Annotated in this window: 11 protein-coding genes; 9 read left to right on the plus strand and 2 right to left on the minus strand. The window is 62.6% G+C overall.

Annotated elements, in window-relative coordinates; all coding sequences use genetic code 11:
* The first annotated feature begins 79 nt into the window (after positions 1 to 79).
* Complete coding sequence (locus ACIOVD_RS05135) at positions 80 to 502, plus strand: ATP-dependent zinc protease (RefSeq protein WP_237234996.1); 423 nt, start codon at positions 80 to 82, stop codon at positions 500 to 502.
* The gene (gene rimK / locus ACIOVD_RS05140; RefSeq protein ID WP_095167472.1) at positions 499 to 1,404 is read left to right on the plus strand and encodes a 30S ribosomal protein S6--L-glutamate ligase; all 906 of its coding nucleotides are present in this window, start codon (positions 499 to 501) and stop codon (positions 1,402 to 1,404) included. Before ACIOVD_RS05135 ends, rimK begins: the two co-directional genes overlap by 4 nt.
* Positions 1,405 to 1,534: 130 nt before the next feature.
* On the opposite strand, the gene ACIOVD_RS05145 is transcribed toward rimK, so the two are convergent.
* Positions 1,535 to 2,848, minus strand: coding sequence for an ATP-binding protein (locus ACIOVD_RS05145; protein WP_095167474.1), 1,314 nt, complete (start codon positions 2,846 to 2,848; stop codon positions 1,535 to 1,537).
* A gap of 108 nt (positions 2,849 to 2,956) precedes the next feature.
* The gene (gene ompR / locus ACIOVD_RS05150) at positions 2,957 to 3,697 is read right to left on the minus strand and encodes a two-component system response regulator OmpR (RefSeq protein WP_095167476.1); all 741 of its coding nucleotides are present in this window, start codon (positions 3,695 to 3,697) and stop codon (positions 2,957 to 2,959) included.
* Positions 3,698 to 4,058: 361 nt separating this feature from the next.
* Here ompR and ACIOVD_RS05155 point away from each other — a divergent pair, with 361 nt between their 5' ends.
* The 7 genes from ACIOVD_RS05155 (at position 4,059) to tauD (ending at position 12,388) form a co-directional block, all read left to right on the plus strand.
* A complete protein-coding gene (locus ACIOVD_RS05155; RefSeq protein WP_401126462.1) occupies positions 4,059 to 6,383 on the plus strand; it encodes a Tex family protein in 2,325 nt (774 codons plus the stop codon).
* Complete coding sequence (locus tag ACIOVD_RS05160) at positions 6,383 to 6,766, plus strand: PaaI family thioesterase (protein WP_095167480.1); 384 nt, start codon at positions 6,383 to 6,385, stop codon at positions 6,764 to 6,766. Before ACIOVD_RS05155 ends, ACIOVD_RS05160 begins: the two co-directional genes overlap by 1 nt.
* 272 nt (positions 6,767 to 7,038) lie before the next feature.
* On the plus strand, positions 7,039 to 8,622 hold the full coding sequence (gshA, locus tag ACIOVD_RS05165) for a glutamate--cysteine ligase (protein ID WP_095167482.1): 1,584 nt from the start codon (positions 7,039 to 7,041) through the stop codon (positions 8,620 to 8,622).
* A 261-nt stretch (positions 8,623 to 8,883) separates the two neighbouring features.
* Positions 8,884 to 9,861 (plus strand): taurine ABC transporter substrate-binding protein, encoded by a 978-nt coding sequence (gene tauA / locus ACIOVD_RS05170; RefSeq protein WP_159993134.1) that lies wholly within the window; start codon positions 8,884 to 8,886, stop codon positions 9,859 to 9,861.
* 15 nt (positions 9,862 to 9,876) lie between these two features.
* Positions 9,877 to 10,671: a taurine ABC transporter ATP-binding subunit gene (gene tauB, locus ACIOVD_RS05175; protein WP_401126465.1), complete on the plus strand. Its 795-nt coding sequence runs from the start codon at positions 9,877 to 9,879 to the stop codon at positions 10,669 to 10,671.
* Positions 10,668 to 11,507, plus strand: coding sequence for a taurine ABC transporter permease TauC (tauC, locus tag ACIOVD_RS05180; protein WP_159993130.1), 840 nt, complete (start codon positions 10,668 to 10,670; stop codon positions 11,505 to 11,507). The genes tauB and tauC overlap by 4 nt, the downstream gene beginning before the upstream one ends.
* Positions 11,508 to 11,551: 44 nt before the next feature.
* On the plus strand, positions 11,552 to 12,388 hold the full coding sequence (gene tauD / locus ACIOVD_RS05185) for a taurine dioxygenase (protein ID WP_401126468.1): 837 nt from the start codon (positions 11,552 to 11,554) through the stop codon (positions 12,386 to 12,388).
* The last annotated feature ends 18 nt before the right edge of the window (positions 12,389 to 12,406 follow it).

Genomic DNA, 12,406 nt, shown 5'->3' on the forward strand with positions numbered 1-12,406 from the left:
TCTCACCGGTTGAGCACATTTGAAGACATTTGACCATTTGACCGTTGTCGGTCTGCGCGAGTGGGTGGCGCTCCCTGATCTGGGAGTTGCGGGCCTGCGTGCGAAAATCGACACCGGTGCCAGCACCTCCAGCCTGCACGCCACCGAGATCGAGCCGTTCGAGCGCGATGGCGAGAAGTGGGTGCGGTTTACCGCACACCTGGGCACGGTGGTGCAGTTGCGCCACCGTCGCTGTGAAGCGCCGCTGGTGACACGAAAAACCATCAAGAGCTCCAATGGTCACGCGCAGGTGCGCTACGTGATCAGCACCACCCTGGCACTCGGTGATCGGGTCTGGCGAGTCGAGTTCACCCTCGCCTGCCGCAAGTCCATGCGTTATCGCTTGCTCCTCGGCTCCAAGGCCCTGATCGACGGCCAGTTGGTGGTCAATCCCGGCATCAAGTACGTTCAAGACAAGCCGGTGTTCCCGGTGTCCACTCTCTCCTCCACAGGTGTTGCATGAAGATCGCTGTGCTGTCGCGGAACCCGCGTCTGTATTCCACTCGTCGTTTGGTTGAAGCCGGGACCGAACGCGGCCATGAGATGGTGGTGATCGATACCCTGCGCGCCTATATGAACATTGCCAGCCATAAGCCGCAGATCCACTACCGCGGCAAACCCCTGGAAGGGTTCGACGCCGTGATCCCGCGGATCGGCGCGTCGGTGACCTTTTATGGTTGCGCGGTGTTGCGCCAGTTCGAAATGATGGGCGTGTTCCCGCTCAACGAGTCGGTGGCGATTGCCCGCTCGCGGGACAAACTGCGCTCGTTGCAGTTGCTGTCACGCCGTGGCATCGGCCTGCCGGTCACCGGTTTTGCCCACTCGCCGGACGACATCCCTGACTTGATCGACATGGTCAATGGCGCGCCCCTGGTGATCAAAGTGCTGGAAGGGACGCAGGGCATCGGCGTGGTGCTATGCGAAACAGCGACCGCCGCCGAGTCGGTGATCGAGGCGTTCATGGGTCTCAAGCAGAACATCATGGTCCAGGAATACATCAAGGAAGCCGGTGGCGCGGACATCCGCTGCTTCGTGGTCGGCGACAAGGTGATTGCGGCGATGAAGCGTCAGGCCAAGCCGGGCGAGTTCCGCTCCAACCTGCATCGTGGCGGCAGCGCCAGCCTGATCAAGATCACCCCGGAAGAACGCATGACGGCACTGCGCGCGGCCAAGGTCATGGGCCTGGCGGTGGCCGGCGTCGACATCCTGCGCTCCAACCACGGACCGCTGGTGATGGAAGTGAACTCCTCACCGGGCCTGGAAGGGATCGAAACCACCACCAGCAAGGACGTGGCGGGGATGATCATCCAGCATCTGGAGAAGAACGGTGGACCGAACATGACCCGGACCAAAGGGAAGGGGTGAGGGCAGCGGCGAGCGGCGAGCGGCGAGCTTCAAGCTTCAAGCTTCAAGCGGCAAGAGAGGAGCAACATAGATCCTCTTGTAGCTTGTAGCTCGCAGCTCGCAGCTCGCAGCTCATAGCTCGCAGCTGCGCCTATACCGCATCCCGAGGCAACATCAACCCCAACGGCAACCGCACCCGCGCCTCCAGGCCACCACCGGAGCGGTTGCGCAGCTCGACATTGCCGCCATGCATCGAAGCAATCCGCTTGACGATGGCCAACCCCAACCCGGTGCCCTTGCCGCCCCGGGCACGGTCGCCGCGGGTGAACGGGTTGAAGATCGCCTCCAGCTCCGCCGGATCGATACCGGCCCCGCGATCCATGACACTCAGCACCACGTACGGAGCGCTGACATCCCCCGAGACGTAAGCCGCCACCTCGACATCGCTACCAGCGTGATGCAAGGCGTTGCCGATCAGGTTGTTCAGCAGGCGCTTCATCGATACCCGACGCAGCGGAAACGGTTGGATCGGCTCCAGGCGCAGGCGCACGCGTTCTTCGTTCTGGTTGTAGGGCGCCGCCACTTCACGCACCAGGTCGCTCAGGTCGACCTCCTCCACCGACTCGTCGCGACCATCACGAATGAATGCCAGGAACTGGTCGAGAATCGCGTCCATGTCCTCGATGTCGCGCACCATGTCGTCCGTCAGGTCGTTGTGGCCGCCCATCAGCTCCAGCGACAGGCGCAAGCGGGTCAGGGGCGTACGCAGGTCATGGGACACCCCCGCCAGCATCAACTCACGCTCACGCCCTGCCTGCTCGACATCCTCGGCCATCTGGTTGAAGGCCCGATACACTTCGGCCATCTCGCTGGGCGTGTCGCTGATCGGCAGCCGCACGCTGCGGCCCTGCCCCAGTTGCCGCGCGGCATCCACCAGGCGCTTGAGGGGCTGGTTGAGTTGGCTGACGAAGATCCACGCCGAGGCGGTGGATAACAGTCCGATGGCGAGGAACCAACCCAGCACGCTCCAGATTTTCTGGCCCCGCAGCGGATGCGGGTACAGCGGCACTTTCAGCCAGCCATCTCCCAGGCTCGGCGCCCGCACCCAGAGCGCTGGCGGTGCGTGCATGCGCAGGCGCACTTCGGTGTCGCCGCCCAGTTCGGCCTGCATCTGCCGTTGGTAGATTTCACTGTAGGGCCAATGCTGCTCACCGTCGGGCACGCCAGCGCCGACCACACGGATCAATCCGACGGAGTCGGCAATTTCAGCTCGGTTGGTTTCGTCGGCGGCCCAGTACGCGCGCAGTGTCAGGGCGACACCGTGGCTGTACTGACGATCCACCAGCACGTCCTCGTTCATCAATAGATAAACCAGGGTCAGCGCCTTGGAAAAAAGCACGACGATCAGCACCAGCCAGAGGGTGCGGGAGAAGAAACTCTGAGGGAACCACACAGGGGTTTTCATAGGACACAGCTACACACTTTGCAGGAGCGAGAGAGACTCGCAGAGTTGCGGATCACGAATCAACCGGATAACGCACTATCCGGCCGATTCGCTCCTACAAATGACTGATCACTTGGTCGCAGTGCCGTCCGGAACGAACACGTAGCCCACACCCCAGACAGTCTGGATGTAACGTGGCTTGGAAGGGTCGGGTTCGATCATCCGGCGCAAGCGGGAGATCTGTACATCGATGGAACGCTCCAGGGCATCCCATTCGCGGCCACGGGCCAGATTCATCAGCTTGTCGCGGGTCAGCGGCTGGCGCGCGTTCATCACCAGCGCCTTGAGGACCGCGAACTCACCCGTGGTGAGCATGTGTACTTCATCGCCGCGCTTGAGTTCGCGGGTGGCCAATGACAGCTCGTAGTCACCGAAGCTCACGCTTTCGTCTTCGCTGCCCGGCGCGCCCGGCACCGGTGTCGACTGACGGCGCAGGACCGCCTTGACGCGCGCCATCAGCTCGTCCGGATTGAACGGCTTGGCCAGGTAATCATCGGCTCCCAGCTCCAGGCCCTTGATGCGGCTCAACTCGTCGCCCTTGGCGGTGAGCATGATGATCGGGATCTGGTTGTTCGCGCCACGCAGGCGGCGGCAGGCGGTCAGGCCGTCTTCACCGGGCAGCATCAGGTCGAGGACGACCAGGTTGAACACTTCACGGGCCAGCAGACGATCCATCTGTTCGGTGTTCGGTACGGCGCGGGCACGGTAGCCCTTGCTGACGAAAAAACGTTCCAGCAGGCTGCTGAGCCCCGGATCGTCGTCAACGATTAGAATTTTTTCGCCTTCAGCAGTTTGTGCAGTGCTGCTCATTGGATGCTCCTTTGATCTCGGCGCGCATTATGGCGTAGCTGCCGTTATACGCACCGTGTGCATTGTTAGCAGATTTTTCCTCTACCGCCAGCGATACAGGCATTGTGCCTACAGGTTGCTTTAGCCCCCGAAGCGCGGAACGCTGGTTATAATGCGCGGCCTTTTGTGTCAGGCAACGTCAGATCGTTACCGTCTGTGGCGGCTTTTTATTTTTCCGCGCCGGGCAGTAATTTTTCGATTTCACGGGTCAATGGGATGCCTTTTGATCCAGGTAGCGGCGCAGGCCAGGCCGCTCAACCAGACTCGCCGGGCCTAGTCACTGCGCCCGCGAGCCTGCTTTCACAATTTGTCAGGTGGTTTTATGGACAGCATCAACAGCCGCATCGCCGAGGAACTCGGTGTCCGCCCACAACAGGTCGAAGCGGCCGTCGCGCTACTCGATGAAGGCTCCACAGTGCCCTTCATCGCCCGCTACCGGAAAGAAGTGACCGGCAGCCTCGATGACATCCAGTTGCGACACCTGGAAGAGCGCCTGCGCTACCTGCGAGAACTCGACGAACGGCGCATCAGCATCCTGGCCAGCATCCAGGAGCAAGGCAAGCTGACCCCGGCACTCGAGCGTGACATCAAGCTCGCCGACACCAAGACCCGCCTCGAAGACCTGTACCTGCCGTACAAGCAAAAGCGCCGTACCAAGGGCCAGATCGCCCTGGAAGCCGGCCTCGGCGAGCTGGCCGACGGCCTGTTCAACGACCCGACCCTCGCGCCAGACGCCGAAGCCGCGCGCTTCGTCGATGCCGAGAAAGGCGTGGCCGACGTCAAGGCGGCCCTCGAAGGCGCCAAGTACATCCTCATGGAGCGCTTCGCCGAAGACGCCAACCTGCTCGACAAGTTGCGCAGCTACCTCAAGCAGGAAGCCACCCTCAGTGCCCGCGTGATCGCCGGCAAGGAAGAGGAAGGTGCCAAGTTCCGCGATTACTTCGAACACGATGAACCCCTCAAAAGCATGCCGTCGCACCGCGCACTGGCAATTTTCCGCGGCCGCAACGAAGGCATCCTCAGCTCCGCGCTGAAAGTCGGCGACGAACTGCCGGGCACCATGCACCCGTGCGAAGGCATGATCGGCCAGCAATTCGGCATCGCCAACCAGAACCGCCCGGCCGACAAATGGCTGGGCGAAGTGGTGCGCTGGACCTGGAAGGTCAAGCTCTACACCCACCTGGAAACCGACCTGCTGGGCGAGCTGCGTGACGGCGCCGAAACCGAAGCCATCAACGTCTTTGCCCACAACCTGCACGACCTGCTGCTAGCCGCCCCGGCCGGCCCGCGCGCCACCCTGGGCCTGGACCCGGGCCTGCGCACCGGCTGCAAGGTCGCGGTGGTCGACTCCACCGGCAAGATGCTCGACCACGCCACGGTCTACCCGCACGTGCCGCATAACAAGTGGGACCAGACCATCGCGGTGCTGGCGGCCTTGTGCGCCAAGCACTCGGTTGACCTGATCGCCATCGGTAACGGCACCGCCAGCCGGGAAACCGACAAGCTGGCCGCCGACCTGATCAAAAAATACCCAGCGATGAAAATGACCAAGGTCATGGTCTCCGAAGCCGGTGCTTCGGTGTACTCGGCCTCGGAGCTAGCCTCCAAGGAATTCCCGGATCTGGACGTATCGATCCGTGGCGCGGTGTCGATTGCCCGGCGCCTGCAGGACCCGCTGGCGGAACTGGTGAAGATCGATCCGAAGTCGATCGGCGTCGGCCAGTACCAGCACGACGTGTCGCAGTTGAAACTTGCGCGTGGCCTGGACGCGGTGGTCGAAGACTGCGTGAACGCCGTCGGGGTCGACGTCAACACCGCCTCCGTGGCGCTGCTGGCACGCATCTCCGGCCTCAACGCGACCCTGGCGCAGAACATCGTCAGCCACCGCGACGAACACGGCGCATTCAAGACCCGCGCCGCACTGAAGAAGGTCGCCCGCCTGGGAGAAAAAACCTTCGAACAGGCCGCCGGTTTCCTGCGTGTAATGAACGGCGACAACCCGCTGGACTCCTCGGCGGTGCACCCGGAAGCCTATCCGCTGGTACAGCGCATTGCCGCTGAGACCGACCGTGATATCCGCTCGCTGATTGGCGACGCAAGCTTTCTCAAGCGCCTGGACCCGAAGAAATACACCGACGAAACCTTCGGCCTGCCAACCGTCACCGACATCCTGCAAGAGCTGGAAAAACCTGGCCGCGACCCGCGTCCCGAGTTCAAGACCGCCGAGTTCCAGGAAGGCGTCGAAGACCTCAAGGACCTGCAGCTGGGGATGATCCTCGAAGGCGTGGTGACCAACGTGACCAACTTCGGCGCATTTGTGGATATCGGCGTGCATCAAGACGGTTTGGTGCATATCTCCGCGCTTTCCGAGAAGTTCATCAAGGACCCGCGGGAAGCGGTGAAAGCCGGTGACGTGGTCAAGGTCAAAGTCATGGAAGTCGACATTCCGCGTAAACGCGTGGGCCTGTCGATGCGCATGAGCGACACCCCCGGCGAGAAGATCGACGGTGCCCGTGGTGCACGTCCAGGCTCGGCTCCACGCCAGTCTTCGAACAACGCACCGCGCAAGGAAACCCCGGCGACCGCGCCAAGCAACAACGCCATGGCGTCGCTGTTTGCCAACGCCAAGCAATTGAAGAAACGCTGATGGAGGTCCCTGCCGGGTTGTCCGAAAGCGCCTTCTTCAAGCTCTTGGGTTGCCGTTTGCACAGCCTGGAAACCGGGGTCGCGCAAGTCGCCCTGGGCCTTGCGCCAGAGCTGCGCAATCGCGGTGGCAAGCTGCACGGTGGGGCCCTGTTCAGCCTGGTGGACATTGCCATGGGGCTGGCCTGTTCCAGCGTGCATGGCTTTGACCAGCAGAGCGCGACCATCGAGTGCAAGATCAACTACATCCGCGCCGTCTCGGACGGCGAGGTGCTGTGCACGGCCCGGGTGCTGCACCCGGGCCGGCGCACGTTGGTGGTCGAGGCCGACGTGATGCAAGGCGACAAACTGGTCGCAAAAGCACAAGGCACATTCGCTGTCCTGTAGATGTCGCTCATCGATCTGGGTTAATTTCAGCGCAATGCAACCTGTGGGAGCGAGCTTGCTCGCGATGGCGGTGTGTCAGACGACGTTAATGTTGACTGAGACGCCCTCATCGCGAGCAAGCTCGCTCCCACAGGGATTGTGCAGTTGCCGACCGACCGGCATGAGGCCTGTGCGGCGAAAAAACCAGGCGAAAACGCCAGTTTCCACTTCACCCTTGTAGACCGTCTTGCCCACCCCCATATTGGGGCGACTGACGCGTGAAGGAATCCAACTTGAGCGAACTTCTCAACCGCCGCCTGGCTCTGCTCGGTGAGCGCGCTAACCTCTCTCTGCTCGAACAGTGCCTTCACGGCATCGAACGTGAATGCCTGCGCGTGACCAGCGAAGGTCGCCTGGCGCAAACGCCGCACCCGGAAGAATTGGGTTCCGCGCTGACCAACGAACAAATCACCACCGACTATTCCGAGTCGCTGCTGGAGTTCATCACGCCCGCCCTGCCGGACCCGGCAGATACCCTGGCGAGCCTGGACAGCATTCATCGCTTTGCCTACAGCAAACTCGGCAACGAGTACCTGTGGAGTCCATCGATGCCGTGCCCGTTGCCGGCCGAGGAAGACATCCCGATCGCCTACTACGGCACCTCCAACATCGGTCAGCTCAAGTACGTCTACCGCAAGGGCCTGGCCCTGCGCTACGGCAAGACCATGCAGTGCATTGCCGGGATTCACTACAACTTTTCGCTGCCGGAGAAGCTCTGGCCGCTGCTCAAGGAATCCGAAGGGTTTGTCGGTACCGATCGCGACTATCAGTCCTCGGCCTACATCGCCCTGATCCGCAACTTCCGGCGCTACAGCTGGTTGCTGATGTACCTGTTCGGGGCCTCGCCGGCACTCGACGCCGGTTTCCTGCGCGGTCGTTCGCACCAGTTGGAACAACTGGACGCCGACACCCTGTACCTGCCTTACGCCACCAGCCTGCGCATGAGCGACCTGGGTTACCAGAGCAACGCCCAGGCCGGCCTGACGCCGTGCTACAACGACCTGGACAGCTACACCGACAGCCTGCGCAAAGCGGTGGCCACACCCTATGCGCCCTACGTGGAAGTCGGCACCCACAAGGACGGGGAATGGGTCCAGCTCAACACCAACATCCTGCAGATCGAGAACGAGTACTACTCCAACATCCGCCCCAAACGTGTGACCTACACCGGCGAGCGGCCGATCCAGGCCCTGGTGGCCCGGGGCATCCAGTACGTTGAAGTGCGCCTCCTGGACATCAACCCGTTCCTGCCGACCGGCATCGACCTGCCCGAAGCACGTTTCCTGGACGCCTTCCTGCTGTACTGCGCGCTGAACGACAGCCCGCTGCTGACCAGCAACACCTGTAGCAACGCCACCTCGAACTTCCTCAGCGTGGTCAAGGACGGGCGCCGTCCGGGCCTGCAACTGCAGCGCGATGGGCAGCCGGTGGACATGAAGGAATGGGCCTTCGAACTGCTGGAAAAAATCGCCCCGGTGGCTGCATTGCTGGACCAGAGCCATGGCGCTGACACCCACAGCAAAGCCCTCGATGCACAGCTGGCGAAGATCAAGGACCCGTCCCTGACCCCGTCCGCTCAGGTGCTGGCGGCGATGAACGAGCACAAGGAAAGCTTCGCCCAGTTCTCCCTGCGCCAGAGCCAGGCCCACGCCGAGTTCTTCCGTAGCCAACCGCTTCCTGCCGCAGAACAGGCCCGGTTCGAAGCTGCGGCCCGCGCGTCCCTGGAGCAACAAACCGAGCTGGAACAGAACGAGGTCGGTGACTTTGATGTGTTTGTCGGCTCGTATCAGGCGAGTATTCTGGCGATCAGTAACTAACCGCCGAAGGTCCTGCGCACGTTATCGTCGCAACTGCGCCCGGAGCAAGCTCGCTCCCACAGTGGATTCTCGGTGTGAGCACAATCGTGCAATCACCATTAAACCCATGTGGGAGCGAGCCTGCTCGCGATGACCGCGTAGCGGTCGCTCCTCAAGCTTTCTTCACATAAGCTAATTCGAAAAAGTTATTTATTTTCGAATTCTTAGATCATTTAGTCTCATCACTCGCCGAAATCCCGGCCGCCTGATGAGGACTCGATGATGAAACTGCACTTCCCCCTACGCCTCCTGGCGGCCGCGTCCCTGGCTGCCGCGAGCTTTTTCGCCCAGGCGGCCGACGTCACTGTCGCCTACCAGACCACCGTTGACCCGGCCAAAGTGGCTCAGGCCGACGGCGCCTACGAAAAAGCTACCAACGCCAAGATCGACTGGCGCAAATTCGACAACGGTGCCGACATCATCGCCGCCATCGCCTCCGGCGACGTGCAGATCGGCTACCTGGGTTCCAGCCCGCTGACCGCGGCAATTACCCGCAAAGTCCCAGTCCAGACGTTCCTTATCGCCACCCAGATCGGCGCCGCCGAAGCCCTGGTCGCCCGCGACGGTTCCGGGATCAAGACCCCACAAGACCTGGTCGGCAAGAAGATCGCCGTGCCCTTTGTCTCCACCGGTCACTACAGCCTGCTGGCCGCGCTCAAGCACTGGAACATCGACCCCTCGAAAGTCACCGTGCTCAACCTCGCCCCGCCGGCGATCATCGCGGCGTGGAAACGCGGTGACATCGACGCCACCTACGTCTGGGACCCGGCCCTGGGCGTTGCCAAGGAAAACGGCAAGGTGCTGATCACCTCCGGCGAACTGGCCAAGTTCGGCGCTCCGACTTTCGATGCCTGGATCGTGCGCAAGGACTTCGCCGAGAAGCACCCGGAAATCGTCACCGCCTTCGCCAAAGTCACCCTCGATGCCTACGCCGACTATCGCAAAGACCCGCAAGCCTGGCTCGCCAACCAGGGCAACGTCGACAAGCTGGTGAAGCTGTCTGGTGCCAAGGCCAGCGACATTCCGCTGCTGCTGCAAGGCAACGTCTACCCGCTGGCGGCTGATCAGGTGCTCACCCTGGGTGCACCGACCACCAAGGCCATTACCGACACCGCCACGTTCCTCAAGGAACAAGGCAAGGTCGAGGCCGTGCTGCCGGACTACGCGCCCTACGTCAGCGCCAAATACATCACCAACTGATCGGAGCACATCGCGATGGCCTTGCTACAGCTGGAGCGCATCAGCGCACAGTACCCAGGCAGCCCGGAACCGGTACTGGCGGATATTTCCTTGACCCTGGGGCCCCAGCAACTGCTGGTCGCCCTCGGCCCGTCCGGCAGTGGCAAGACCTCGCTGTTGAACCTGATCGCCGGGTTTGTCGAGCCCAGCGCCGGGCGCATCACCCTCGACGGCGTCCCTGTCAAAGGCCCAGGTGCCGAACGCGGCGTGGTGTTCCAGGACGATGCATTGCTGCCTTGGCAGGATGTGCTGGCCAACGTTGGTTTCGGCCTCGAACTGGCCGGTGTACCCCGCGCCCAGCGTGAAATCCGGGCGCGGGAAATGCTCGCCCTGGTCGACCTCGCAGGCTTTGACAGCCGGTGCATCTGGCAGCTCTCGGGCGGTCAGAAACAGCGCGTCGGCCTGGCTCGCGCCCTTGCCGCCGACCCACGGGTGTTGCTGATGGACGAACCCTTCGGCGCCCTCGACGCCTTCACCCGCGAACAGATGCAGGAGCTGTTGCTGCAAGTCTGGCGCCGCACCGCCAAACCGGTATTCCTGATTACCCATGACATCGAAGAGGCGGTGTTCCTCGCCACCGACCTGATTCTGCTGGCGCCCAACCCCGGGCAAATCGTCGAACGCCTGACATTGGATTTCGGGCAGCGATATGCCGCCGGCGAATCGGCACGGGCGATCAAATCCGACCCGCGCTTCATTGAAACCCGCGAACACGTGCTCGCCCGTGTGTTCTCGCAACGCAGCGCCGCCCAGCGGCAGGAGCGCGCATGAGCACTTATGAGATCCCGGCCGCATCGGCCAAGACATCCAGCCCGACCAGTCCCCTGCCACTGCGGCGCAGCCTCGGCACCCGCTGGATCAGCGTCCTGACCCTGGTCAGCCTGATCACGCTGTGGTGGGCCGTGACCGCCACCGGTTTGATCGAACCACTGTTCCTGCCGCCACCCTCGGCGGTGCTGCAAAAGGGTTGGCTGCTGGCGACCAGCGGCTATATGGACTCGACCTTGTGGCAACACCTGGGCGCCAGCCTTGGGCGTATTGGCCTGGGCCTGGGGTTTGCCGTGCTGAGTGCCGTACCGGTGGGCATTGCCATCGGTCACAACCGCATCGCCCGGGGCGTGCTCGACCCGCTGATCGAGTTCTACCGGCCGATTCCACCATTGGCCTATCTGCCCCTGATCGTGATCTGGTGCGGCATTGGCGAGCTGTCCAAGGTCCTGCTGATCTACCTGGCGATCTTTGCGCCGATTGCCATCGCCACCGCCACCGGCGTGCGTACCGTCGACCCCGCCAAATTGCGCGCCGCGCAGTCGCTGGGTGCAACCCGGGCACAACTGATTCGCCACGTGATTTTGCCCAGCGCCTTGCCGGACATTCTCACCGGTGTGCGCATCGGCCTGGGCGTGGGCTGGTCGACCCTGGTCGCCGCCGAACTGATTGCCGCCACCAGCGGCCTGGGTTTCATGGTGCAGTCGGCCGCGCAGTTCCTGGTCACCGACGTCGTGGTCCTGGGCATCCTGGTGATCGCGCTGATTGCCTTTGCCATGGAGATGGGCCTGCGTGCCCTGCAACGCAAACTGGTGCCGTGGCACGGCCAGACCCATTGAATTGACTATGCCGACACTTCGGCACCCGGATTGAAGAGAGCCCCATGAGCAGCCTGACCATCACCCCCTTGAGCCATGCCCTCGGCGCGCAGATCAGTGGCGTCGATATTGCCCAGCCCCTGAACGTCGAGCAGCGCGACGCCATCGAGCAAGCCCTGCTCAAGCATCAGGTGCTGTTCTTTCGCAATCAACTGATCACCCCGCAGCAACAGGCGCGTTTTGCCGCCAACTTCGGTGACCTGCACATTCACCCGATTTACCCCAACGTGCCGGAACAACCTGAAGTGCTGATCCTCGACACGGCCCAAACCGATGTGCGCGACAACGCCGTATGGCACACCGACGTGACCTTCCTGCCGACTCCGGCCCTGGGCGCAGTACTCAGTGCCAAGCTGTTGCCAGAATTTGGTGGCGATACCCTGTGGGCCAGCGGCATCGCGGCCTATGAAGCCCTGTCCGAGCCTCTCAAGGTCCTGTTGCAGGGCCTGAGCGCCACCCACGATTTCGTCAAATCGTTCCCGCTGGAGCGCTTTGGCAACACCGCGCAAGCGCTCGAACAATGGGAAGCCACGCGCAAGAAAAACCCACCGCTGTCGCACCCGGTGGTCCGTACGCACCCGGTCAGCGGGCGCAAGTCGCTGTTCGTCAATGAAGGCTTCACGACCCGGATCAATGAGCTTTCGGACAGTGAAAGCGAAGCCATCCTCAAGCTGCTGTTCGCCCACGCCACCCGCCCGGAATTCACCATCCGCTGGCGCTGGCAGACCGACGACGTGGCCTTCTGGGACAACCGCGTGACCCAGCACTTTGCAGTGGACGACTACCGCCCCGCCCGGCGCGTGATGCACCGGGCCACGGTGCTGGGGGATGTGCCGTTTTAACCGAATTGTTGCCGGGGC

The organism is Pseudomonas sp. NPDC087626 (assembly GCF_044743405.1).
In the GTDB taxonomy this organism is placed as follows: Bacteria; Pseudomonadota; Gammaproteobacteria; order Pseudomonadales; family Pseudomonadaceae; genus Aquipseudomonas.